This is a genomic window from Pseudonocardia oceanicola (assembly GCF_047200735.1).
GTDB lineage: Bacteria > Actinomycetota > Actinomycetes > Mycobacteriales > Pseudonocardiaceae > Pseudonocardia.
Genome location: NZ_JBJZON010000002.1, coordinates 361,689 through 386,191 on the forward strand (window position 1 = coordinate 361,689; position 24,503 = coordinate 386,191).

Sequence of the window (24,503 nt, forward strand, 5' to 3'; positions counted from 1 at the left end):
CGCACGTGGTCGGCGATCGTCAGGGGATGCGGTGCCTGTGATCGCGGGGTGCGTGCACTCACGGCTCGCAGGGGTGCCGTCGCTGCACCCGGCTGCCGATCGTGGTGGAGGTCGTCGGGGAGTTGCGTCTTCCGTGATCGTCGGGGGTGGGCCGGATGAAGGCCCTCGACCTCGACTGCACGGGATCGCTGATCAGCGCCGGTCGCGGGGGAGTCGGCCGTCGACGAGGAGCACACCCTCGGCCCGCAGCCGCGCAGACTGCTCCTGCGCGATGTGCGGGGCGCAGGTGCCGTCGGCGCGCAGGACGCGGTGCCAGGGCAGGTCGTGCCCGTCCTCCGCGAGGATCCGCCCCACCAGCCGGGCCCGGCCGGGGATACCGGCCTCGGCGGCGACCCGCCCGTACGTGCTCGTCGCGCCCGGCGGGATCCCCGCGACGACGGCCCGCACCCGCTCGAGCGTCTCCTCGTCCATGACCCTCCAGATCCCCTCGGCCCTCCAGCTCCGTCGGCCCTCCAGTTCCGTCGGCCCTCCAGTTCCGTCGGCCCTCGAGATCCCTCAGCCCTCGAGGAATCCCCGCAGATGCGCCGCGACCTCGGCGGTCCGCTCGAGGTACAGCATGTGCCCGGTGTTCACGGGGGTGACCGTGAGCTGCTCGCCCAGCTCGGCCCGGCAGGCCTCGAGCCACTTCTCCGAGACGAAGTCGGCGCCGGTGGCAGGCATGATCAGCGTCGGCAGGCCCGCCGGCGGCACCACCGCCTCGCGCGCCATCTCGCTCCATGCCGCGACGAGCGCCGCCCGCGAGTAGCGCCAGCGCCAGGCGCCGTCGCGCTCCTCGAGGTGGGCCTCGACCTCGGCGTCGACCAGCGCCGCCGGCACCCCGGCCCAGCCCTCCGCCTTGGCCGCGCGTGCGGCCGCCCGATCGGGGAAGGACTCGTCCGCCCGGGACTCCTCGGCGGTCTCGAGCATGTCCTGCGGGTCGAGCCCGAGCGCCGGGTCGAGCAGCGCCAGCCTCGTGACCCGCTCCGGCGCGGTGCGCGCGAGGTGCGCCGCGATCGCCCCGCCGAACGAGTGCCCGACGACCGCGGCCCGCTCGATCCGGTACGCGTCGAGCATCCCGAGCGCGTCGGCCACGTGCTGCTCCAGGTGCCACGGCGGCACCCACGGCGACCGCCCGTGCCCGCGGAGGTCGACCCCGAGCCAGCGCAGCGCCGGCAGCGCCTCGGTCAGTGGCCGGAAACGGAGGCCGTGCCCGGTGACGCCGTGCAGGGCGAGCACCGGCGCACCGGCGGGGTCGCCGGCGAGGTGGACGTGGAGGGGAGCTTCGGGCATGGGGCGATCGTGCCACCCCGCCCCGACGGAATCGGCCGTGATCCACAGCCGGGCCGCGAGCGCCACAGGAGTTCTGCTGGCGCGACAGTGAGGTGCCGCTCGGAACGATTACCGGACGGGAGAGCGCGCGGGCGTCACGCGAGCGTCGTCGGGAGGACGTTCCTGTCACTCTCGGAAGGATCATCCCCGCGGCGACCTCCCGACCTCGCGACCTCGCGACCTCGCGACCCGCGACCCTGGCCACCCGCGACTGAAGATCGCGCGACACGCGACCCCGCTCGAAACTGTCGGTGGGGCGTGGTCGAATCTCGGACCGTGACCCCCGATCCCGCCCGCCGTGCCGCGGTCGACGGCCTGCCCGTCGGCGGTGGTCGCGCGAGCGCGGCCGAGGGGCCGCTGCTGGTCCGCCCGCCCCGGCCCGCGGCCCCGGAGCCGGAGTGGGAGGCGGCGGCGCGGCGCGCGCTCGACCACGGGACCGGTCCGCTGCGGATGATCGGCGGGCCGGGCACCGGCAAGACCACGGTCCTGCTGGAGAGCGTGGCGCGCCGCGTCCGGGCCGGGGTCGACCCGGGCCGGATCCTGCTGCTCGTCGGCAGCCGCCGGGCGGCGGCGGACCTGCGCGACCGACTCGTCGGCCGGATCCACCCGGACGATCCGGCCGCCACCGCCGTCCAGGCCCGCACCTCGCGCGAGATGCTCGTGCGCACGGTGCACTCGTACGCGTTCGGGATCATTCGGCTGTACGCCGCGCGGGCGGGCGACCCGCCGCCCCGGCTCCTCGCCGGCGCGGAGCAGGACGCGGTGGTCCGCGACCTCCTGGCCGGGGAGATCGCGAACTGGAACGGAAGCGTCCCGGGCTCGGGCTGGCCCGAGCGGCTCCGGCCGGCGCTGGGCATTCCGGCGTTCGCCGCCGAGCTGCGCGAGCTGCTGCTGCGCGCCGAGGAGCGCGGCCTCGGCCCCGAGGAGCTCCTGGCCCTCGGCGAGCGGCACGGTGTGCCGGAGTGGGCGGCCGCCGGCCGCTTCTTCCGGACCTACGAGCAGGTGATCCTGCTACGTGGGGCCGCGGGGCGGGCCGCGCCGCAGGCCACCGCGCCGGCCCTCGACTCGGCCGAGCTGGTCGCCGCGGCGCTCGACGCGCTGGCCTCCGATCCCGAACTGCTCCACGCCGAGCGGGAGCGCATCCGGCACCTCCTGGTCGACGACGCGCAGGACCTCGACCCGCAGCAGCTCGAGCTGGTGCGGGTGCTGGCCCGCACCGCGAGCAGCACCCTGATCGCGGGTGATCCCGACCAGGCCGTCCTCGGGTTCCGCGGCGCCGACCCGGACGGCCTGCGCGCGGTCGCGGCGCCCACCGCGGTGCTGACCGTCGACCACCGGCAGCGGGACGCGGTGCGCGCGGCGGGGGCCCGACTGGCGTCGCGGCTGTCCGGGTCGGGCGAGGGCCGGCTGCGCGTCGCGCCCGCGGCGCCGTCCCCGGAGGTCCCGGATCCCGGCTCGGTCCTGGTCCGCACGTTCTCGTCGGCGGCCACGGAGGCGGCCTGGATCGCCGACCGGTTGCGCCGCGCGCACCTCGTCGAGGGCGTGCCGTGGTCGGAGATGGCCGTGCTGTCGCGATCGGCGCGGCGGACCCTGCCCGCGCTGCGCCGCGCGTTGGTGGCCGCGGGCGTCCCGATCGCGGCACCGCCCGAGGAGCTGCCGCTCGCCCGCCAGCCCGCGGTCCTGCCGTTCCTGCTGATCCTGCGCGCCGCCACCCGTCCGGAGACGATCGACGCCGACGCGGCCACCGCCCTGCTCACCTCGGCGCTCGGCTCCGGCGACCCGATGCGCATGCGCCGGCTGCGCCGCGGCCTCCTGCGCCTCCACGCCGCGGGGGCGGAGGGCCGGCGCCGTCCGGCGGACCTCGACCCACCCCGTGGGGACGTCGATCCGCACGACCTCTCCGCGGAGGACGTGGAACGGGTGGGCAGCGACCCGCTGCTGGTCGAGGCCCTGCGCGACGCCGCGGCAGGCCGGCCGGACCCGCTCACCGCTCTCCCGCCCGGCGACAGCGCCCCACTGCGTGCGGTGTCGACCCTGCTCGCCACGGCCGCGCAGGCCGCCGGCGAGGGCCGCACGGTCGAGGAGGTGCTCTGGCGGGTCTGGCAGCGCAGCGGGCTCGCCCGTCGCTGGGCCGCCGCCAGCGCTCGGGGCGGCCCCGTCGGCGCGGCCGCGGACCGGGACCTCGACGCCGTGCTCGCGCTGTTCGACGCCGCCGCCCGGTACACGGACCGGCTGCCGGGCGCCGACGTCGCGGGCTTCGCCGACTACCTCGGTGACCAGCACCTGCCCGGGGACACCCAGACCGCAGGCGCCCCGCGGGAGGACGCGGTCGCGCTGCTCACCGCGCACGCCGCCCGGGGGCGCGAGTGGGAGGTCGTCGCCGTGCCGGGTGTCCAGGAGGGCAGCTGGCCCGACCTGCGGCTGTGCGGCAGCCTGCTGGGCAACGAGCGGTTGGTCGACGTCGTCGCCGGCGTCGCCGAACCGACCGGTCCCGGTGCGGTGGTCTCGCGGGTGGCCCCGTTGCTCGCCGAGGAGCGGCGACTGTTCTACGTCGCGTGCACCCGGGCCCGGCGCACGCTGCTGGTCAGCGCCGTGCACGCCGAGGACGAGCAGCCCTCCCGCTTCCTCGACGAGCTCGACCCGCTGCCGGCCGACGCGACCGAGGGTCGGCCCACCTTCCGGCCCGGCCGCGCGCTCGTGCTGGCCGAGCTGGTCGGCGAGCTGCGCCGCGCCGTCACCGAGCCGGACCACGGCGACCCGGCGCGGGCGGCCCGGCGGCGCCGCGCGGCTGCGCAGCTGGCCCGGCTGGCCGCGCAGAAGGTGCCCGGCGCCCACCCCGACGACTGGTACGGCCTGCCCGAGCCGTCCGCCGACACCCCGCTGCGCCCGGCGGGCGAGATCGTGCCCGTGTCGCCGTCGGACATCGAGCGGATCCTGTCCTGTCCGCTGCGGTGGGTGCTGGAGCGGCACGGCGGCAACGAGACCGGCGCGCTCTCGGCCGTCACCGGATCGCTCGTCCACGCCCTCGTGCAGGCGGAGGCTGCGGGCGCGGATCCGGCCGAGCTCGATGCCGCACTGCGCACCGCCTGGGCCCGGCTCGACGCCGGCGCGCCCTGGTACGGCCGCCGCGAGCTGGCCCGGGTCCGCGGCATGCTCGCCGGCTACGCACAGTGGCTCCGGGAGAGCCGGGAGCAGGGCCTGCGGCTGGTGGCCGTCGAGCACCCCGTGCAGCTCGACATCGCCGGAGACGACCCGGAGGCGATCGAGGTCGGCACGCCGCGCCCCACGGTGCGTCTGCGCGGCCGTGTCGACCGGCTGGAGGTCGACGCGGAGGGCCGCCCGGTCGTCGTCGACGTCAAGACGGGGCGGACCGCGGTCAGCGCCGCCTCGGCGGTCGAGCACCCGCAGCTGGCGGTCTACCAGCTCGCCGCGACCCTCGGTGCCTTCTCGGACCTGGTGGGCGCGGGCGCCTCCCCGGGCGGCGCCCGGCTGGTGTTCGTGGCCGACCGCAAGTCGACGGGCTCGCCGAAGGAACCCGTCCAACCCCCGCTCGACGCCGGCGCGGCCGAGCAGTGGCGCGAGGTGGTCTGGGAGGCGGCGCGGCAGACGGCCGGCCCGGCCTACGTCGCACGTGTCGGACCGGACTGCGACCGTTGCCCCGTTCGGGTGAGTTGTCCCGCGGTCGAGTCCGGTCGGTCGGTGGTCGAGGAGTGAGCCGGGCGGGCCCGCCCACCCGTCACGACCGCCCACCCGACCTGCGACGACCGCGCAGCGCGCCCCCTCGGCCGCTCGGAGCGTGACGAGTCACCCGGGCGGGTGGTCGCGCTAGGTTCGGACGCGTCCCGCATGCGCTTCTCCCGCCGCGCCGCAGCTCCCTGCCCGGCGACGCGACGGTCCCGGTTCCTGGAGGCTCCCGTGTTCCGCCAACGTGCCCGTGCCGTCGGCGTCGCCGGCCTGCTGGCCCTCGTGCTCAGCGCGTGCGGCTCCGCGGTCGAGCCCGAGCTGGGCACCGCCGCCGACTCCTCGCGGGGGGCGGTGCTCGCCGCGCCCACCACGACCGCGACGACCCCGCCGACGACCCCGCCGACGACCTCGGCCACCCCCACGCCGGCGCCGACCACCACGTCGTCGCCGAGGCCGAGCACCACGAGGAAGGCCGCCCCGAACGGGGTCAACCAGGCCGCGGTCGCGTCCTCCGGCGTCGCCTGGGTGCGCGTCGGGGGCGACGAGTTCACCGGCGGCTCCCTCGACGAGGGCTCCTGGGGCACCTACGACTCGGTCGGCGCCTTCGGCAACGGCCGGCGCAGTCCCGACGCGGTGTCGGTGGTCGACGGTGCGCTCACGATCACCGCCCGCCCGGGGGACGGCGGCGTCTCGGGTGGTGTCGCCCATGCCACGGGACAGCTGTACGGGCGCTGGGAGTTCCGCGCCCGCACCGACAAGGGCCGCGGCTTCGGCTCGGCGATCCTGCTCTGGCCGGACTCGGAGAGGTGGCCGGACGACGGCGAGCTGGACATGATGGAGGTTCCCGGGGAGAACCGGGACCTGGCGCACACGATCATCCACTACGGGGGATCGGCCAACAAGACGTTCGGCGACGCCACCGCGGGCGACTTCTCGCAGTGGCACACGTTCGCGTTCGAGTGGCTGCCGGACCGGCTGACCGCCTACGTCGACGGCAGGAAGACGTTCGAGACCACCGACAAGGCGATGATCCCGACCACCCCGATGCACGCCACCATCCAGCTGGACCAGGGTCCGGCGAAGGACTGGCTCGCGGCGCCGGACGACACCACCCCGACGGAGACCCGGCTGCAGGTCGACTACCTGCGGGTCTCGGCACTGCCCGGCCAGGCCGCCTGAGCCCCGTCCGCACTCTCGTCCCCACTGCCGCACCCGGCCGGCCGGATCTGTCGGTGCCGTCGGGTAGACAGGTGCCGTGACGCTCGCCGCCGCTCCCGCCACGGGTCTCGCGCCCACGGTGCTGGCGCACGCCCTGGGGGTGCCGCCGCCGACCGAGGAGCAGGCCGCGGTGATCGCCGCGCCGCCGGAGTCCGCCCTGGTCGTGGCCGGAGCGGGCGCGGGCAAGACGGAGACGATGGCGGCCCGCGTCGTCTGGCTCGTGGCGACCGGGCAGGTGTTGCCCGAGCAGGTCCTCGGGCTCACCTTCACCCGCAAGGCCGCGCAGCAGCTCGGCACGCGCGTCCGGGCGCGGCTGCGCCGTCTCGCCGGCTCCCCGCTGCTCGACGAGCTGGACCCCGGCGGCGGGCGGCGCGCCGCCCTGCTCGCCGGGGAGCCGACCGTCGCGACCTACCACGCCTACGCCGGCCGGCTCGTCGCCGAGCACGCGCTGCGGCTGCCCGCCGAGCCGGCGTCGCGGCTGCTCGGCGAGACGGCGGCGTGGCAGCTCGCGCACCGCGTCGTCTCGTCGTGGGCGGCGGACCTTGAGGTCGACCGCGTGCCGGCCACGGTGACCGGCTACCTCCTGGCGCTGGCGGGGGAGCTGGGGGAGCACCTCGTCGAGCCGGAGCGGTTGCGCTCCTTCACCGCCGGCCTGCTCGCGGTGCTGGAGAACGCACCGCCGGGCAAGCGCCAGCGGGCCGAGCCGTCGCAGAAGTACCGGGACCGGATGGGGGCGCAGCGGCTGCGGACGGAGCTCCTGCCGCTGGTCGAGGAGTACGCGCGGCGCAAGTCGGCCGAGCGCGCCATGGACTTCTCCGACCAGCTCGCGATCGCCGCCCGGGTCGCGGAGGCCCGGCCCGAGGTCGGCGCGATCGAGCGGGCGCAGTACCGGGCCGTGCTGCTCGACGAGTACCAGGACACCGGGCACGCCCAGCGCGTCCTGCTCCGCGCGCTCTTCGGCCGGATCCCCGGCGAGCCCACGCGCGAGGAGCCGCTGGCGGTGACCGCGGTCGGCGACCCGTGCCAATCCATCTACGGCTGGCGCGGGGCGAGCGCGGGGAACCTCACCCGGTTCCGCACCGACTTCCCGCGGCCCGGCGGCGAGCCCGCCCGTGAGTACGGGCTGCTCACCAGCTTCCGCAATCCTGCGGAGGTGCTGGACCTGGCCAACGCGGTGTCCGAGCCGTTGCGCACCGCACCCGACTCCGTGGCCGTCGGTGCGCTGCGACCGGGCCCGAAGGCAGTGCCCGGCGAGGTGCGGGTGGCGCTGCACCCCGATGTCGTCGCCGAGGTCGCGTGGGTGGCCGACGGCGTCGCCGGGCAGTGGCGCGCCCGGGACGCGGCCGGCGAGGCCCCGCCCACCTCCGCGGTCCTGGTCCGCCGCCGCGGCGACATGGACGCGCTCGCCGCGGCCCTGCGGGACCGGGGGCTGCCGGTGGAGGTCGTCGGGCTCGGTGGGCTCCTCGACACCCCGGAGGTCCGGGACCTGGTCAGCGCCCTGCGGATCGTGGCGGATCCGCTGGCGGGGCCGGCGGCGGTCCGGCTGCTGACCGGCGCCCGCTGGCGGCTCGGCGTGAGCGACCTGGCCGCGCTGTGGGCGCGGGCGCGCGAGCTGGTGCCGCCGCTGCCCCCGCGTCCGGGCCCGCTGCCCCCGGAGGAGCTCGCGCTCGGCGCGCTGCCCGGGGAGCAGGCCGAGCAGGCGGGCCTGGTCGACGCGCTCGACGACCCGGGCGAGCCGGAGCGGTACTCCCCGGCCGGATACGCGCGGATCACCCGGCTCGCGCGCGAGCTGTCCTGGCTGCGGTCGCGGGCCTCGGCGCCGCTCACGGACCTGGTGGCCGACGTCGAGCGGGTGCTGCTGCTCGACGTCGAGACCGCGGCCCGGCCCGGTCCGGCCGGTCGTGCGCACCTCGACGCGTTCGCCGACGTCGTCGCCGACTTCGCGGCCGGGGCCGAGGTGGCGAGCCTGCCCGCCCTGCTCGACTACCTGGAGACCGCAGAGAAGGCCGAGGACGGGCTGTCCCCGGGCGAGGTCGAGGTGGCCGAGGACCGGGTGCAGATCCTCACCGTCCACGCCGCGAAGGGCCTGGAGTGGGACGTCGTGGCGGTGCCCCACCTGGTCACCCAGGTCTTCCCGGGCCGGCGGATGTCCGGCACCTGGCTCACCGGGGTGGCCGAGCTGCCGGTCCCGCTGCGGGGCGACGCCGACGACCTGCCCGGCCTGTACCTGCCGCCGGAGCCGGACCGCAAGCAGGTGGAGCTGGCGCTCGACGAGCACGACGCAGCGCTGGAGGAGCGCCGGAAGACCGAGGAGCGGCGGCTGTTCTACGTCGCGCTCACCCGCTCCGAGCACGTCCTGCTCTGCTCGGGTCACCACTGGGGCGCCACCGGCGCGAAGCCGCGCGGCCCGTCGCCGTTCCTCGAGGAGCTCCGCGCCGTCGTGGAGCCCGAGGTGTGGGCGGAGCCTCCCGAGGAGGGCGCCGAGAACCCGGTGCTGGCCGAGCAGGTCACGGCGGAGTGGCCGGCCGACCCGCTCGGTCCGCGCGCGGGAGCGGTGCACGAGGGCGCCGAGCTGGTCCGGGAGGCGGTCCGTACGCAGGAGCGGGCGCGGCGGGCCGAGCGGCGCCGGGCCCGCGAGACCGACCAGCTGAGCCTCGACATCGAGCCGGAGCCCGTGGAGGAACCGGACCCGGAGGGCTGGGCGGCCGACGTCGACGTGCTGCTGGCCGAGCGGGCTGCCGGGATCGCGCGCCCGTCCGTCGCGCTGCCGGGTCACGTGTCGGTGAGCCAGCTCGTGGAGCTCGCGGCCGACGCCGACGCGTTCGCCGCGGGCCTGCGCCGCCCGCTGCCGTTGCCGCCGAACCCGCACGCGCGGCGCGGCACCGCGTTCCACGCCTGGCTGGAGCAACGGTTCGGGGCGGAGCGGCTGCTCGACATCGACGAGCTGCCGGGCGCGGCGGACGAGGGGGCCGGCGAGGCGTCCGACGCCGAGCTGGCCGAGCTGCAGGAGGCCTTCCTCGCCTCGGAGTGGGCCGACCGGGTGCCGGTCGAGGCGGAGGTGTCCTTCGAGACGGTGCTGGCGGGCGTCGCGGTGCGCGGCCGGATGGACGCGGTGTTCGTCGACCCGGACGGCGGCTTCACCGTCGTCGACTGGAAGACGGGTGCGGTGCCGGACGAGTCGCGCCGCCACGCCGTCGGGGTCCAGCTCGCGGTGTACCGGCTGGCCTGGGCGGCGCTGGCCGAGGTGCCGCCGGACCGGGTGCGGGCGGCGTTCCACTACGTGCGCGAGGGCGTCACGCTCCGCCCCGCCGACCTGGAGACGGCCGAGGAACTGCACGCCATGGTCCGCGGCATCCCCGAACACCCCTGAGCGAAAAGCGGCCCCCGAAAAGCACTATGGAACCATAATGCGCTCCCAGGTACCCCCGGAATCGCATTATGGTTCCATTGTGCGTGCCTAGTGCGCGACCGCCTTCTCGGCCCCGGCACCCGTGAGGGAGCGGACCTCCATCTCCGCGTACTTGTCCGTGTTCGCCTTCTCCTTCGCCAGCACCGTGCCGAGGTAGCCGAGCAGGAAGGAGGCTGGGATCGAGATCAGGCCGGGGTTGTCGAGCGGGAACCAGTGGAAGTCCACGCCCTGCAGCATCGACGGGCTCCGCCCGGTCACCGGATCGACCGGCTTCCCGGACACCACCGGCGAGAAGATGATCAGCACCAGGGTGATGGTCAGACCGCCGTAGATGCTCCACAGCGCACCGTTGGTGTTGAACCTCTTCCAGAACAGCGAGTAGAGGATCGTCGGCAGGTTCGCCGAGGCCGCGACGGCGAAGGCGAGCGCCACGAGGAACGCGATGTTCTGGCCGTTGGCCAGGATCCCGCCAGCGATGGCGACGATGCCGATCACGACCGCCGTGCGCCGGGCGATCTTGACCTCGGTGTGCTGCTCGTCCTGCACCTGGCCGTGCTTGATCACGTTGATGTAGATGTCGTGCGCGAACGACGCCGACGCCGTGATCGTGAGACCGGCGACCACCGCGAGGATCGTCGCGAACGCGACGGCCGCGATCAGCCCCAGCAGGACCGTACCGCCCAGTTCGTAGGCCAGCAGCGGGGCCGCCGAGTTGGCCGCGCCCGGAGCCTGCTTGATCGTCTCCGGTCCGACCAGCGCGCCCGCGCCGTACCCGAGGACCAGCGTGAACAGGTAGAAGATGCCGATCAGCCAGATCGCCCAGACGACCGAGCGGCGGGCCTCCTTGGCCGTCGGGACGGTGTAGAAGCGCATCAGGATGTGCGGCAGACCCGCGGTGCCGAGCACCAGGGCCAGGCCGAGCGAGATGAAGTCGAGCCGCGTGGTCCCGCTCTTGCCGTACTGGGCGCCCGGGTTGAGCAGCTTCTCGCCGGCCGCGCCGGCCCGCTCGACGGCGTCGCCGAGCAGCGCGGACAGGTTGAAGCCGACGAGCGAGAGCACCCAGAGCGTCATCACGCCGGCGCCGACGATCAGCAGCACCGCCTTGATGATCTGCACCCAGGTCGTGCCGCGCATGCCGCCGATGAGCACGTAGGCGATCATGAGCGCGCCGACGATCGCGATGACGATCGACTGGCCCGTCTTGGAGGTGACGTCGAGCAGCAGCGCGACGAGCCCGCCCGCGCCGGCCATCTGGGCCAGCAGGTAGAAGAACGAGACCGCGAGCGTCGAGGTCGCCGCCGCGGCGCGGACCGGACGCTGGCGCATCCGGAAGGCCAGGACGTCGCCCATGGTGTACCGGCCGGTGTTGCGCAGCAGCTCGGCGACGAGCAGCAGCGCCACCAACCAGGCGACGAGGAAGCCGACCGAGTAGAGGAAGCCGTCGTAGCCGTTGAGGGCGATGGCACCCGCGATGCCGAGGAACGAGGCCGCCGACAGGTAGTCGCCGGAGATCGCGATGCCGTTCTGCGGGCCGGAGAAGCCTCCGCCCGCGGTGTAGAAGTCGCTCGCGCCGCTCGACGCCTTCTTGCTCACGCGGATCACGATCGCCAGCGTGATGATCACGAAGGCGGCGAAGATGCTGATGTTGAGCAGCGGGCTGGAACCCTCCACCCCTTGCGCCAGGAGCCTCACTTGCGGACCCCCTCGATCTCCTCGCGGATCGCCTCCGCGTGCGGGTCGAACTTCTTGTCCGCCCACTTCACGTACCAGGTCGTGATGGCGAACGTGGACACGAACTGCAGCAGCCCGAAGACCAGGCCGACGTTGATGTTGCCGACGAGCTTGATCGACATGAAGCCGGCCGCGTAGCTCGCCAGTACCACGTACAGCAGGTACCAGGCGAGGAACGCCGCGGTGAGCGGGAAGATGAACCGCCGCAACCTGCTGCGGAGCGCCTGGAACTCGGGGCTCTGCTGGACCGTTGTCCAGTCGGGCCGCTCCGTGGTGCCTCCCGCCGGGTTCTCGCCGGCAGGGGGCCCGGACTCGGTGGTGCTCACGGTGCCTCCTCGCATCGTGGGATCAACGGGCAGCGGACCCGGACGGACCGGGTCGTTCCGGGCACAGCACATCCGGACCACCCCGCGAGGGGAAGTAACGCACGACACACCGCAAGCGCCGACGACGAACGGCCGACGAACGGTCGGATCCTGCGACGAGCGGTGCGGTCGATCAGGTCCGCTCGTCGAGGTGCAGGCGCAGCATCGCGGCCTCGCCGCCGGGCGGTGGTCGGTCGCGGCGGGAGAACACGATCATCGTGAGGAAGGCGAGCGGGACGGAGAAGAGGGCCGGCTGGCCGAGCAGGAGCGCCACCAGGCCCGGCTCCGGTCGCGCGAGCAGGCCCAGCGCCATCACCCCGGCCGACGACAGCAGCCCCACGGCCATGCCCACGAACGCGCCGCGCGCCGTCAGCCCCCGCCACCAGATCCCGAGCACCAGCATTGGGCAGAAGGTCGACGCGGCCACGGCGAAGGCCGAGGTGACGACCGCGCCGACGTCGATCCGCCCGGCGGGCAGGGCGAACAGCACGATCACCCCGGCGGCGAGCAGGGCGGTCAGCCGCAGCCGGCGCAGCGAGCCGGGTAGGAGGTCGTGCGCGAGCGCCCCGGCCAGCGCGAGCAGCAGGCCGAGCGAGGTGGCGAGGAACGCGGCGAAGGCGCCCGCGGTGAGCAGCGCGGTGAACACGGCACCGGTCGTCCCGCCGTCGACGCGCGACGGCAGCGCGACCACGGCGGTGTCCGTCGCCCCGGACAGGTACAGCTCCGGCAGCAGCACGCCGCCGAGCAGCCCGTAGACGACGGTGAACACGTAGAAGGACCCGAGCAGGCCGACCGTGATCGCGGCCGTCCGGCGGGCGGCGCGGCCGTCCGGGCTGGTGTGGAACCGGACGATGACGTGCGGGAGCCCCATCGTGCCCAGGGCCGTGGCGACCAGGATCGACCAGGTGGCGAGCAGCGGGTGCCCGTCCCCGCCGTCGAGCAGGGGTGCTGCCAGGTGTCGCTGCCCGGCAGCGCCGCACCCGCGATCTCCGGCACCGCCGCGCCCTCGGGGAAGACCCAGGTCGCGTCGCCCGGTGCGACGTGCTCGCCCGGTTCCAGCCGCACGGGCGCCCCGTCGGCGAGGACGGTGACCGGCTCGCGGACCTGCAGTCGGGTGTCCAGCCGGAACGTGACCTCGGTGGGCCGAGGGAAGGCGTTGTACTCGGCGGGCCGCAGTGCCTCCGCGCGGGTCCCGGCACCCGCCGAGACCGCCAGCCAGATCGCCGGGACGATGAACAGCAGCAGCTTGAGCACGAACTGGAAGGCCTGCACGTAGGTGGCGGCGCGCATTCCGCCGAGCGCGAGCGTCACGCTCACGGCCGCGCCGGCGACCACGATCCCGACCCAGTGCGGGGTTCCGCCGACCAGGGTGAGGACCTGGCCCGCGGCGGTGAACTGCGGCACCAGGTAGAGCCCGGCGATCACGAGCACGACGACGGCGCTGAACCGGCGCAGGCCCGGCGAGCCGAGCCGGGCCTCGGCGAAGTCCGGCACGGTCAGCGCGCCGGTGCGCCGCATCGGGGCCGCGACCAGCACGAGCATCAGCAGGTAGCCCGCGGTGAAGCCGACCGGGTACCAGAGCGCCCCCACCCCGTTCTTGACGACGAGCCCCGCGATACCGAGGAACGACGCCGCCGACAGGTACTCCCCGGAGACGGCGGCGGCGTTGAGCGTGGGGGAGACGCGCCGGGACGCGACGAGGAAGTCCGAGGTGGATCGCAGGGCAGCGACGCCGCGCGCCCCGATCAGCAGGGTCGCCAGGACGACCGGGACGACGGCGAACGCGATCACCGGGCGCGGTCCCGCGGCTCCGCGTCCGCCCCGCCCCGGTCCGCCCCGCCCCGGTCCGCCCCGCCCCGGTCCGCCCCGCCCCGGTCCGCCCTGCCCCGGTCCGCCCTGCCCCGGTCCGCCCTGCCCCGGTCCGCCCTGCCCCGGTCCGCCCTGCCCCGGTCCGCCCTGCCCCGGTCCGCCCTGCCCCGGTCCGCCCTGCCCCGGTCCGCCCCGCGCTCGGTCCGCTCCGCCCGCACGAGCTGCCAGTGCGCCAGCCCGGCGAGCACGGGGTAGGGCAGCAGCGCGACCGCAGCCCACACGACGGGCACGGGCCCGACCCGCACGGCCACCGGCACCACGTCGAGCAGCACGGGCAGCCCGACCAGCAGCAGCGCGGCGGCGGCGAGCGTGCTCGCGGCGATCCGCAGCTGGCGGCGCCGGATCCGCGCCGCGGTGTGCAACTCGTCGCCGGTCAGCGTGCGCGGCACGGCGGACACGCCCCGGCGGGCGGCCAGCGCCACCCGGGTCTGGGGGCTGGTCACCGCGACCCGCCGCTGCCGGCTCATCCCGCCACCCCGGCCACCTCCGGGCCGAGCACCCCGGACACCCGCACCCCGGACACCCGCACCCCGGACATCCGCACCCCGGACATCCGCACCCCGGACATCCGCACCCCGGACATCCGCACCCCGGACATCCGCACCCCGGACATCCGCACCCCGGACATCCGCACGCGGGTCACCCGCACGCCGGGCACCGTCGTGCCGCTCACCGCGGCCGGCCGGGTGAGAAGTCGCCGCGGGTGGCGGCCTCGAGCAGGCGTTCCCGCAGCTCACGGGCGTGTCGACGGCTCACCGGGACGTCGCCGGCGTCCGTGTGGGCGAGCAGCCCGCCGCTGGTGTCGCTGCGCAGCTCCTGCACCGCGTGCACGGCCAGCAGGAAGCTGCGGTGCACCCGCACGTACCCGACGCCCGACCAGTGCTCCTCCAGCCGCGAGATCGGCATCCGGACGAGGTGCGAGCCGTTGCGGGTGTGCAACCGCACGTAGTCGCCCTGGGCCTCGACGAACCGGACGTCGTCGCGGCGCACGTAACGGGTCCGGCCACCGAGCTCGACCGACACCGCGGCCAGCTCGTCGACGGCCGGGGCGGCCGGCGCGGGATCCGCCGCCCGCGCGACCCGCAGCACCCGGGCGAGGGTGGCGTCGAGCCGCTCCGCGGCGACCGGCTTGAGCAGGTAGTCCAGCGCGCCCACGCCGTAGGCCGACACGGCGTGCTCCTCGAACGCCGTCACGAAGACGATCTCCGGCGGGTCGGTCATCCGGGACAGCAGCGAGGCGAGCTCCAGGCCGTCCATCCCCGGCATGGAGATGTCGAGGAAGGCGGCGTCGAACCGGCGGGCCTGCAGCAGCTTGAGGGCGGTGAGCGCGTCGGCCGCCGGCACGACCTCCTCGACCGACGACGACGCGGCCAGCAGCCGGGTCAGCTCGGCGAGGGCGGGGGCGACGTCGTCGACCGCCAGGACCCGCAGCCGGGCCCCGTTCGGCCCGCCCGCCGCTGCGCCGTTCACGAGGCCACCACCCCGGGCTGGAAGCGCGGCACCCGCATCACCACGCGGGTGCCGGCACCGACCGCGGTCTCGATCACGAGCCCGTACTGCGGGCCGTAGACCGCGCGCAGCCGCCGGTCCACGTTGGTCAGGGCCAGCCCGTCGCCCGGGCCCGCTCCGGCGAGGACCGCGCGGGCGGCCTCGGGGTCCATGCCGGGCCCGTCGTCCTCGATCGCGATCACGCACTCCGATCCCTGGGCCTCGCCGCTGACCTGCACCGACCCGCCCTCGTTGCGACGTTCGACGCCGTGCTGCACGGCGTTCTCCACCAGCGGCTGCAGCGCGAGGAACGGCAGCGCGACCGGCAGCACCTCCGGCGCGATCCGCACCTGCACCCGCAGCCGGTCGCCGAGTACCGCCCGGGCCAGGGCGAGGTAGGCCTCGACGGCGCGGAACTCGCCGGCGAGCGTGGTGTAGTCGCCGCGGCGGGCCACGGAGTGCCGGATGTACTCGGCGAAGTCGAGGATCAGGTCGCGGGCGCGGTCCGGGTCGCTGTCGACGAACGAGCCGATCGTGGTGAGCGCGTTGTAGACGAAGTGCGGGGAGATCTCCGCCCGCAGCGCCCGCAGCTCCGCCTCCTGTGCGGCGGTCGCCGAGGCCTCGAGCCGGCCGCGCTCGAGCGCCTCCGCGACCCAGTCCGCGGCCCGGCGCGCCGTCGCACGGGGGACGTCGCCGCACACCACCAGCACCCCGGCGGGCTCCCCGCGGACCTGCAGGGGCAGCACCACGGTCGTTCCGCGCGCGGCCCGGTGCCCGTCCTTGCGGGACTGTTCGACGAGCTCGTCGGCCTGCGGGTCGGGGTGCCCCGCCCAGGCGGGCTCCCCGTGCAGGTCCGCGAGCCCGACGGCGTCGGCCCGGAGGAGGGCCCGCAGCCGACGGGCGGCGCGCGCCACCGGGTCGGGGCCGAGGTCGCCGGGCCGCGCGGCGAGCCCGCCGCGCAGGTCCGCGGCGATCGCCGAGCCCGCCGCAAGGACCTCCGTGGCGTCCGTGGCCCGGCCGCCGGCCCGGCGGAACAGCCGTCGCCGGCGTGCGACGGGCGTGTCCTCGGTCACCACGCGCACAGCCTAAGGTGCCGCCCCGGCGAGGGCACGGTTGCGGATCGGGTCGGTCCGTCCGGTGTCCGGCGCGATCACCGCACTACCGTGTGCCGGCGTGAGCGGACGCATCGTGCTGTTCGGCGCCACCGGCTACACGGGCGGGCGCACCGCGGAGGCCCTGGTGGCCCGGGGGGTGCGGCCCGTGCTGGCGGGGCGCGACGCCGGCCGGCTCGCGGCCCTCGGCGAGCGCCTCGGCTGCCCGACGGCGACGGCCGAGGTCACCGACACCGGATCCGTCGCCGCCCTCGTCGGGCCGGACGACGTGCTGGTCACGACCGTCGGGCCGTTCGCCCGGCTCGGCGGGGCCGCGCTCGCCGCGGCGGTGTCGGCCGGCGCGACCTACCTGGACTCGACCGGCGAGCCGCCGTTCCTCCGCGAGGTGTTCGAGCTGCAGGGCCCGGCCGCCGAGCGCTCCGGTGCGCGGCTGCTCACCGCGTTCGGCCACGACTACGTGCCCGGTGTGCTGGCCGGGGCGCTCGCGCTGCGCGAGGCGGGGGAGCGCGCCGCGCGCGTCGACGTCGGCTACTTCCTGTCCGGCCGCGGCCGGTTGTTCTCCCGCGGCACGGTGCGGTCGCTCGTCGGGATCGCGGGCACCCCCGGACACACGTTCCGGCACGGCGCGCTCCGGACGGAGGGCGCGGGTGCGCGGCTGCGCACCTACGAGGTCGACGGCCGGCCGCGGCCCGGGATCTCGATCGGCGGCGTCGAGCAGTTCGCGCTGCCGCGGCTGCATCCCGGCCTGCGGACCGTCGACGTCCACCTCGGCTGGTTCGGTGCGCTCTCCGGAGCCGTGCACGCCACCAGCCGGCTGCCCGGGCCGCCCGCACCTCTGCTCGCGGGCCTCGGCGTGCTCGCCGACCGGCTGCCGCGCGCCCCCTCTGCCGAGGCGCTGGCGCGCTGCCGCTCGCACGTCGTCGCCGAGGTGTTCGACGAGTACGGCACGCTCGTCGCCCGCACCCGGCTGGCCGCCCCGGACCCCTACGCGCTCACCGCCGACCTGCTCGCGTGGGGCGCCGCGCGTGCCCTCGAGCGCGGCGTCACCGGCGCCGGTGCCCTGGACCCCGTGAGTGCCTTCGGGCTCGACGCGCTGGTCGACGGCGCGGCCTCCGCCGGTCTGCGGGCCGGCTGACCGTCAGGCGCCCCGCGCCACCCGCAGCGCCCACAGCACCAGCGGCGCCTGCAGCGGCAGCCGCCCGTACGCGACCGCGCGCGGCGCCGGCGACCGGTCCGACCAGTCCCGCGCCATCTGCACAGTGGCCGGGAACACGGCCACGAACAGCGCCGCGGCGGCATACCCGCCGATCCGCCGGGTCCGCGGCAGCGCCACGGCCGCCGCGACGGCGCCCTCGGCGACACCCGAGACGGAGGTCCAGAACCGGCGGGTCCCGGGCAACGCGGCCGGGACGATCGCGTCGAGGTACCGGGGGACGACGGCGTGCGCCACGGCCGTCGTGCCGAGCAGCGCCGCCAGGGGCCGGGAGGGGGTCATGCCGGCATGATCGCAAGCGGATCGTGACCCCCGCCCGTCCCCGCGCCCGACACGCGGGACGCTAGTCTCCCCGCGATGCGTGATCGGCCCCGCCGCCTGCCCGTCGATCAGCTGGTGATCGGCGCCCTCCGGATGCCCGACAATCCCCAGGGCCCCTTCGTCGCGCTCCTCAAACGGGTGGCCGTCGCCCTCGGGGCGCTCTTCGCCGCCGCCTTGATCGTCTACTTCAACCGCGACGGCTACATCGACAACAACGGCGAGGGGCCGATCTCGTTCAACGACGCCGTCTACTACGCCACGGTGTCGCTGTCGACGACGGGCTACGGCGACATCGTCCCCTACACCGCGATGTCGCGGCTGCTCACCACGCTGGTGATCACTCCGCTGCGGCTGCTGTTCCTCATCGTGCTCGTCGGGACCACCGTCGAGCTGCTCACCGAACGTTCCCGGCAGTCGATCCGGATCCAGCGCTGGAGGTCACGCGTGCGCGACCACACCGTCATCATCGGGTACGGGACGAAGGGCCGGGCCGCCGTCGAGACCCTCCTCGGCGACGGGGAGGAGCCGGAGCGGATCGTCGTGGTCGACACCGAGCGCGCCCAGCTCGACGCGGCTTCCGCGCTCGGTCTCGTCACGGTGACGGGAAACGCGACCCGGTCGGCCGTGCTCCGGATCGCCGGCGCCCACCAGGCGAAGGCCATCGTGGTGGCGACGAACCGGGATGACACCGCCGTCCTCGTCACCCTGACCGCTCGGGAGATGGCACCCAAGACGCGCATCGTCTGCGCGGTGCGGGAGTCGGAGAACGTGCACCTGCTGCGCCAGTCCGGCGCGGACTCGGTGATCGTCTCGGCGGAGACGGCCGGCCGGCTGCTCGGCGTGGCGACCCGGACCCCGAGCGTCGTCGAGGTCGTCGAGGACCTGCTCACCCCCGAGGCCGGGTTCGCGATCAGCGAGCGCGAGGTCGAGTCCGACGAGGTGGGCGGCTCCCCGCGGCACCTCGCCGACATCGTGCTGGGCGTGGTGCGCGGCGACGAGCTGTACCGGGTCGACGCGGCGGCGGTCGATGCGCTCGAGCGGGGCGACCGGCTCCTCTACGTCCGGAAGGCCACCGCGCCCGACGAGGACTGACCCGGGCCGGATCCGGCGCGCGGCGCGGCGGCCCCGGGTCGTAGGGTCGCCGTTCGTGCGCCTCGCCACCTGGAACGTGAACTCCGCGAAGTCCCGGCTGCCGCGGCTGCTGCCCTGGCTGGACGAGCGGGCCCCGGACGTCGTCTGCCTGCAGGAGACCAAGCTGTCCGACGCCGACTGGGCCGCCGAGTTCGACAGCCCGCTGGCCGAGCGGGGCTACGAGGTCGCCCACCACGGGCAGGGCCGCTGGAACGGGGTGGCGCTGCTGTCGCGCGTGGGGCTGTCCGACGTGGTGCGCGGGCTGCCCGAGGAACCCACCTTCGACTCGGACGCCCCGGACGCCCGTGCGATCACCGCCACCTGCGGGGGCCTGCGCGTCACCTCGGTCTACGTCCCGAACGGCCGCACCCCGGACGACCCCCACTACGGCTACAAGCTGCGCTGGCTGGAGGCGTTGCGGCACATGGTGTCCGCGGGCGACACCGCGCACACCGTGGTCGCCGGCGACATGAACATCGCACCGACGGACGCCGACGTCTGGGACCCCGACCTGTTCGTCGGGTCCACGCACGTGACCCCGCCGGAGCGGGAGGCGCTGAGCGCGCTGCAGGCGACCGGGCTGAGCGACGTCGTGCGGGACCGGTGGCCGGGCGAGCGCGTGTTCTCCTACTGGGACTACCGCGCCGGCCGCTTCCACAAGGACATGGGGATGCGGATCGACCTCGTGCTGTGCGGCACCGACCCGGCGGGCCGCACCCGGGCGGCGTGGATCGACCGCAAGGCGCGCAAGGGCTCTGGACCCAGCGACCACGCCCCGGTGATGGTCGACCTCGACGAGGCACCGGACGGGGACATCGGCCCGGTCGTGCCGCCGCCCTCGACCCCGGCGAAGCTCAAGCACCACTGAGCGGAGCGAGCCCTCGGTACTGAGCGGAGCGAGCCCTCGGTACTGAGCGGAGCGAGCCCTCGGTACTGAGCGGAGCGAGCCCTCGGTACTGAGCGGAGCGAGCCCTCGGTACTGAGCGGAGCGAACCCTCGGTACTGAGCGGAGCGAGCCCTCGGTACTGAGCGGAGCGAGCCCTCGGTACTGAGCGGAGCGAGCCCTCGGTACTGAGCGGGGCGAACGTCGGCGCCGAGCGGAGCGTGCGGAGCGGACGTCGGCACGGAACGTGCACTGAGGACACCGCGAGACACCGCGAGACACCGCGCCGCGCGTACTTCTCCTCGGCGTGGGTAGCCGCTGCGCATGACGGCTGTCCTGGAACCGACCCGCACCCTGACCCTCACCGACCCGCGCACCGGCGAGACCCTCGAGCCGGTGCCCGTCGCCGGCGGGCAGGAGGTCCGGGCCGCGCTCGCCGCGGCCCGGGCGGCCGCGCCGGGCTGGGCGCGCACCGCCCCCGCCGAGCGGGCCGCGGCCGTCCGGGCCGCCGCCGACGCCGTCCGCGCGGCCGCCGACGAGCTCGCCGAGCTGAACACCCGGGAGACCGGCAAGACCCCGGACGACTCCCGCGGCGGGGTCGAGGCCGGCATCGGCACCGTGGAGCAGTACGCGCAGCTGGGGCCGTTGCACCGCGGCCGCAGCCTGCAGGGCGGGTGGGGCGCGACGGACCTGATGGTGCACGCGCCGCGGGGAGTCGTCGCCGTGCTGACCCCGTGGAACGACCCGGTCGCGGTGGCCGCGGGCCTGCTCGGCGCCGCGCTCGTCACCGGGAACACCGTGGTGCACAAGCCGAGCGAGCGCTGCCCGCGCACCGGGCGGCGGTTCGCCGAGCTGCTCGCGGCGCACCTGCCCGAGGGCGTCCTGCAGATCCTCGACGGCGACGGGCCGGTCGGCGAGGCGCTCGCGGGGGCGGAGGAGGTCGACGTCGTCGCCCACGTGGGCAGTTCCGCGACCGGTCGCGCGATCGCCGCGGCGTGCGCGCGGACCGGGGCGAAGGCGCTGCTGGAGAACGGCGGCAACGACCCCCTGATCGTCGACGCGGGCGTCGACCCGGCGTGGGCCGCCGAGCAGGCGGCGCTCGGCTCCTTCGCCAACGCCGGGCAGATCTGCGTGTCCGTGGAGCGGATCTACGTGCACACCGAGGTCGCCGAGCCCTTCTGCGAGGCACTCGTGGCCGAGGCCGGGAAGTGGGCCGAGCGGATCGGCCCACTCGTCGACGAGCGCCAGCGGGAGCACGTGCACGCGCACGTCCGCGGGGCGATCGAGGACGGCGCGCGCCTCCTCGCGGGCGGCGAACCGGCCGCCGGTCCGGGCTCGTTCTACCCGCCGACCGTGCTGAGGGGCTGCACGCCGGGCATGGCGGTGCTGTCGGAGGAGACGTTCGGGCCGGTCGCCCCGGTGCGCGAGGTGCCGGACCTCGACACCGCGTTGCGCGAGGCGGCCGCGGACCGGTACGGACTGGCCGCGACCGTGCTCACCCCGGACATGGAGCACGCCCAGCGGGCCTGGCGAGAGTTGCCGGTCGGGACGGTGAAGGTGAACGCCGTGTTCGGCGGCGCGCCGGGCGGTGCGGCCGAGCCGCGCGGGGCCAGCGGGCAGGGCTTCGGCTACGGGCCGGAGCTGCTCGACGAGATGACGACGACGACCGTGGTGCACCTCGCGTCCCCGCCGAAGAGCGGCTGACTACCCGCACCGGGCCTGCGTCAACCGGCGGTGCCGGGGACCGGCCGACGGATCACCCGATCGAGCTGCGCGCGGTTGCGGTCGGGCACCGCGACCCGATACTCGGCCCGTGACCAGCACATACCGGGGGAACGTCATGACCACTCGCCTCACCCGCGCGGCGGCCGGGACCGCCCTCGCGGCGATCGCACTGACCGGCGCGGCCGCCTGCGGGTCGGGCTCGGAGCAGGAGCCGCCCGGACCCACCGGGAGCGTCGCGCCGCCGACCCCGGGCGGGGACACGGGCGGGAACACGGGCGGGGGCCAGGCCCCCGACGCCACACAGCAGGCGTTCGGGCAGGCCAACCAGGGCGCACTCGGGCTCGTCGCGCTCGGCGGGCTCGGCACGGACAAGGGTGTCGGTGACCAGGTCACGGGGCTCGCCGCGGACCTGACCTCGCAGGGTCAGGCGTTGCTCGACCGGGTCACGCAGGAGGCCTCGGCGCAGGGTGTGGTGCTCGGCGACCAGCTCGACGCCCAGCAGCAGGCGCTGATGGCCGACCTCCGGGCCCGCAGCGGGCAGCCCTTCGACGTCGCGTGGCTGCAGGCCGCGCAGTCGACGCTCCAGCAGGCCCGTGCGGCGGCCGAGGCGGTGCTCGACGACCCGGACGCGTCGCCCGACGCCAAGGCCGCCGCGCGGGACGCGCTGGCGCAGCTCGACGCCCTCGCCGCCAGGGTCTCGGAGGCGTCGACCGCCGCGGGTGCCTCGACGCCGGGCTCGGTGGACGCCGGCACCGGTGGCCGGGCGGCCGACTCCGACGACCTGCTCCCGATCGTCCTCGCCGGCTCCGGGCTGGTGCTGCTCGGTGCGGGCGGCCACACCGCGGCCCGCTCGCGCCGCCGCGCCTAGAACCGTGGCCGCAGACCGCGCTTCCGCTCCCGACGAGCGGCGCCGTCGCTCAGCAGGGGTGGGCGGACGTGCCGTTCGTCCGCGGCGGTGGCGGGGGATCGCGGCCGCGGCCGTCGGGCTGCTGCTGATCGGGTTCGCCGGGGCGCTGTACCTGGGGCGCGAGCCGGCGGTCACCGCGGCCGCCGTCGGGACGGTTCCGGCGCTCGCCCCGGGTGTCGTCGGCGTGCCGGTCGAGCCCGGGGACCTGCGGCCGGGCGCGCCGCTCCACGTCCGGGCGCCGGGGATCGTGCCGACCGCGCTGGAGCTGCCCGCCCGCGGGATCGGCGCACCGGTCGTCCCGGTCGGCACCGCGCCCGACGGCGCCCTCGTCGTCCCCGACCCGCCGCGGACCGTCGGCTGGTGGGCGCCGGGGGCGCTCGCGGGATCCGGGACCGGCACGGTCGTCGTCGCGGGGCACGTGGACTCGCGGGTCGCGGGGATCGGGACCCTCGCCGTCCTGCCCGAGCTCACGGTCGGGGAGCCGGTGGTCCTCACCGGTGCCGACGGCCGCGCGGTCCGCTACCGGGTCGTCGCGCGGCGGGAGTTCGCCAAGGCCGCCCTGCCCGCGGACACCTTCGCCCGCACCGGCCCGCCGCGGCTGGTGCTCGTGACCTGCGGCGGGCGGTTCGATCCGGGCACCCGGTCCTACGAGGACAACATCGTCGTCTACGCCGAGCCGGTCTGACCGCCTCCGTCGCCCGGGCCCGCCGGACGCTCACCGGTCCGGCCACGGACCGGTGTTCGGGTCCCTCGCGCCGGTCGGACCACGCCGGTGGAGCGGGACCGTCCGGACGGGCGTGTCGTACCGTTGTCGCGTGAGCGCAGCCGTCGAAGCCCCCGAGTTCGCCGCCGTCCGGACCGCCGCCGGGCGTGCGGCCGCGGCCGCCCCCGGGGTGCGCGCGGCGGGCGGCGCCGCGGTCGACGCCGCCCTGCGCACCGCCGCCGGGCTGCTTCGCGAGCAGGCCGCGGAGGTGCTCGCGGCGAACGCGCGGGACGTCGAGACCGCCACCGCGGGCGGGATGGCGGGCGGCCTGCTCGACCGGCTCCGGCTCACCCCGGAACGGCTCGCGGACATGGCGACGCAGCTCGAGGTGCTGGCCGCTACCCCGGAGCCGCCGGTGGAGCGGTTCGTCCGGAACCTGCCCTCGGGTGAGCGCGTGTTCGAGCGCAGCATTCCGGTCGGGGTGATCGGCGCGGTGTTCGAGGCCCGCCCGAACGTGACGATCGACGTCGCGTCACAGGTCCTGAAGGCCCGCAGCGCCGCCGTCCTCCGCACCGGCGCCGCGGCGCTGGGCAGCGCGACCGCCCTGCTCGAGCGGGTGATCGCGCCGGCGCTCACCGCCCACGGCATCCCGGCCGACGCGGTGCAGCTCGTCCCGCTGCCCGGGCACGCGGGCGCCGAGGCGCTCGTCGGGCTGCCGGACCTGGTACCCCTCGTCGTGGTGCGCGGGAGCGGCGAGGTCACCCGCAAGCTCTCGATGCTCGGCGCCGCCGCGGGTACCCGCGTGCTCGCCCACGCCGACGGCGGCGGGGTGCTCTACCTGGACGCCTCGGCCGAGGAGGCCGTCGTCGAGCGGCTCGTGCGCGAGTCGACGGACCGGCTCGGCGTGTGCAACCGGCTGAACCTGCTGCTCGTCGACCGGCCGGTGTACTCGACGCTGCTGCCGGTCGCCGAGAAGGTCCTGCGCGACCGCGGGATCGCGCTCAGCCTGCCGCCGCACGCGCACGCCCTCGGCCACGAGTGGGCGCTCGACTCCGGCAACGAGGCCCACGTGACGGTCGCGCCCGTCGACGGGGCGGTCGACGCCGCGCTCACCGCGGCCCGCGAGACCTCGGGGCTGGCCGCATGCGTGTGCGCCGCGGACGAGGCGGTCGCCCACCGGTTCATCGACGCCTACACGGGCACGGGCGTGTTCTGGAACAGCCCGACCCGCCTGCTCGACGGGTACAAGCTGCTCGGCCTCCCCGAGACGGGCATCAACGTCGACCACACCCCCGGCCCCCGCGGCCCGGTCACCTACCCCGACCTCGCCCTCCGCCAGTTCGTGGTGCTCCCCCCGGCGTGACCACACCCGCCGC

Annotated in this window: 19 protein-coding genes and 2 pseudogenes; 10 read left to right on the forward strand and 11 right to left on the reverse strand. The window is 76.0% G+C overall.

The window, feature by feature from the left end:
• Nucleotides 1–192: 192 nt before the first annotated feature.
• Entirely contained in the window at nt 193–471 is a 279-nt protein-coding gene (locus ACL02T_RS05975) for an MGMT family protein (protein ID WP_412829647.1), read from the reverse strand.
• 84 nt (nt 472–555) lie between these two features.
• Complete coding sequence (locus ACL02T_RS05980; RefSeq protein WP_412829648.1) at nt 556–1,329, reverse strand: alpha/beta fold hydrolase; 774 nt, start codon at nt 1,327–1,329, stop codon at nt 556–558.
• Between the two features lie 315 nt (nt 1,330–1,644).
• Here ACL02T_RS05980 and ACL02T_RS05985 point away from each other — a divergent pair, with 315 nt between their 5' ends.
• The 3 genes from ACL02T_RS05985 (at nt 1,645) to ACL02T_RS05995 (ending at nt 9,640) form a co-directional block, all read left to right on the forward strand.
• Nucleotides 1,645–5,082, forward strand: coding sequence for an ATP-dependent helicase (locus tag ACL02T_RS05985; protein ID WP_412829649.1), 3,438 nt, complete (start codon nt 1,645–1,647; stop codon nt 5,080–5,082).
• Nucleotides 5,083–5,283: 201 nt separating this feature from the next.
• Entirely contained in the window at nt 5,284–6,231 is a 948-nt protein-coding gene (locus tag ACL02T_RS05990; protein ID WP_412829650.1) for a glycoside hydrolase family 16 protein, read from the forward strand.
• 76 nt (nt 6,232–6,307) lie between these two features.
• Nucleotides 6,308–9,640, forward strand: a complete 3,333-nt coding sequence (locus tag ACL02T_RS05995; protein WP_412829651.1) for an ATP-dependent helicase — start codon at nt 6,308–6,310, stop codon at nt 9,638–9,640.
• An 87-nt stretch (nt 9,641–9,727) separates the two neighbouring features.
• Here the strand turns inward: ACL02T_RS05995 and ACL02T_RS06000 are convergent, their stop codons facing one another.
• The 8 genes and pseudogenes from ACL02T_RS06000 to ACL02T_RS06035 all read right to left on the reverse strand — a co-directional run bounded on the left by ACL02T_RS06000 (nt 9,728) and on the right by ACL02T_RS06035 (nt 16,205).
• Nucleotides 9,728–11,371, reverse strand: a complete 1,644-nt coding sequence (locus ACL02T_RS06000; RefSeq protein WP_412829652.1) for a monocarboxylic acid transporter — start codon at nt 11,369–11,371, stop codon at nt 9,728–9,730.
• Nucleotides 11,368–11,736, reverse strand: a complete 369-nt coding sequence (locus ACL02T_RS06005; protein WP_412829653.1) for a DUF485 domain-containing protein — start codon at nt 11,734–11,736, stop codon at nt 11,368–11,370. Before ACL02T_RS06005 ends, ACL02T_RS06000 begins: the two co-directional genes overlap by 4 nt.
• 172 nt (nt 11,737–11,908) lie before the next feature.
• Nucleotides 11,909–13,566, reverse strand: a pseudogene (locus ACL02T_RS06010) (sodium/solute symporter).
• On the reverse strand, nt 13,563–14,111 hold the full coding sequence (locus tag ACL02T_RS06015) for a hypothetical protein (protein WP_412829776.1): 549 nt from the start codon (nt 14,109–14,111) through the stop codon (nt 13,563–13,565). The pseudogene ACL02T_RS06010 and the gene ACL02T_RS06015 overlap by 4 nt, the downstream one beginning before the upstream one ends.
• Nucleotides 14,108–14,272, reverse strand: coding sequence for a pentapeptide repeat-containing protein (locus tag ACL02T_RS06020; RefSeq protein ID WP_412829770.1), 165 nt, complete (start codon nt 14,270–14,272; stop codon nt 14,108–14,110). Before ACL02T_RS06020 ends, ACL02T_RS06015 begins: the two co-directional genes overlap by 4 nt.
• A pseudogene (locus ACL02T_RS06025) lies at nt 14,223–14,381 on the reverse strand (hypothetical protein); the annotation flags it as partial. The pseudogene ACL02T_RS06025 and the gene ACL02T_RS06020, both read right to left, overlap by 50 nt.
• On the reverse strand, nt 14,314–15,114 hold the full coding sequence (locus tag ACL02T_RS06030; protein ID WP_412829654.1) for a LytR/AlgR family response regulator transcription factor: 801 nt from the start codon (nt 15,112–15,114) through the stop codon (nt 14,314–14,316). The gene ACL02T_RS06030 and the pseudogene ACL02T_RS06025, both read right to left, overlap by 68 nt.
• Complete coding sequence (locus ACL02T_RS06035; RefSeq protein WP_412829771.1) at nt 15,111–16,205, reverse strand: sensor histidine kinase; 1,095 nt, start codon at nt 16,203–16,205, stop codon at nt 15,111–15,113. The genes ACL02T_RS06030 and ACL02T_RS06035 overlap by 4 nt, the downstream gene beginning before the upstream one ends.
• Before the next feature lie 100 nt (nt 16,206–16,305).
• Between ACL02T_RS06035 and ACL02T_RS06040 the strand changes: the two genes are divergently transcribed.
• Nucleotides 16,306–17,379, forward strand: a complete 1,074-nt coding sequence (locus tag ACL02T_RS06040; protein ID WP_412829655.1) for a saccharopine dehydrogenase family protein — start codon at nt 16,306–16,308, stop codon at nt 17,377–17,379.
• A gap of 3 nt (nt 17,380–17,382) precedes the next feature.
• Here ACL02T_RS06040 and ACL02T_RS06045 read toward each other — a convergent pair whose 3' ends face one another.
• Nucleotides 17,383–17,739: a DoxX-related protein gene (locus tag ACL02T_RS06045; protein ID WP_412829656.1), complete on the reverse strand. Its 357-nt coding sequence runs from the start codon at nt 17,737–17,739 to the stop codon at nt 17,383–17,385.
• 75 nt (nt 17,740–17,814) lie between these two features.
• On the opposite strand from ACL02T_RS06045, the gene ACL02T_RS06050 reads away from it, so the two are divergent.
• The 6 genes from ACL02T_RS06050 (at nt 17,815) to ACL02T_RS06075 (ending at nt 24,490) form a co-directional block, all read left to right on the forward strand.
• Nucleotides 17,815–18,870 carry a potassium channel family protein gene (locus ACL02T_RS06050; RefSeq protein WP_412829657.1) on the forward strand — a complete coding sequence of 352 codons (1,056 nt, stop codon included), beginning with the start codon at nt 17,815–17,817 and terminating at the stop codon, nt 18,868–18,870.
• Nucleotides 18,871–18,925: 55 nt separating this feature from the next.
• Nucleotides 18,926–19,777, forward strand: coding sequence for an exodeoxyribonuclease III (locus ACL02T_RS06055; protein WP_412829658.1), 852 nt, complete (start codon nt 18,926–18,928; stop codon nt 19,775–19,777).
• 339 nt (nt 19,778–20,116) lie between these two features.
• Complete coding sequence (locus tag ACL02T_RS06060; RefSeq protein ID WP_412829659.1) at nt 20,117–21,496, forward strand: aldehyde dehydrogenase family protein; 1,380 nt, start codon at nt 20,117–20,119, stop codon at nt 21,494–21,496.
• A gap of 109 nt (nt 21,497–21,605) precedes the next feature.
• A complete protein-coding gene (locus tag ACL02T_RS06065) occupies nt 21,606–22,385 on the forward strand; it encodes a DUF4142 domain-containing protein (protein ID WP_412829660.1) in 780 nt (259 codons plus the stop codon).
• 58 nt (nt 22,386–22,443) lie between these two features.
• Entirely contained in the window at nt 22,444–23,109 is a 666-nt protein-coding gene (locus tag ACL02T_RS06070) for a class F sortase (RefSeq protein WP_412829661.1), read from the forward strand.
• Nucleotides 23,110–23,239: 130 nt separating this feature from the next.
• Entirely contained in the window at nt 23,240–24,490 is a 1,251-nt protein-coding gene (locus tag ACL02T_RS06075; RefSeq protein WP_412829662.1) for an aldehyde dehydrogenase family protein, read from the forward strand.
• The last annotated feature ends 13 nt before the right edge of the window (nt 24,491–24,503 follow it).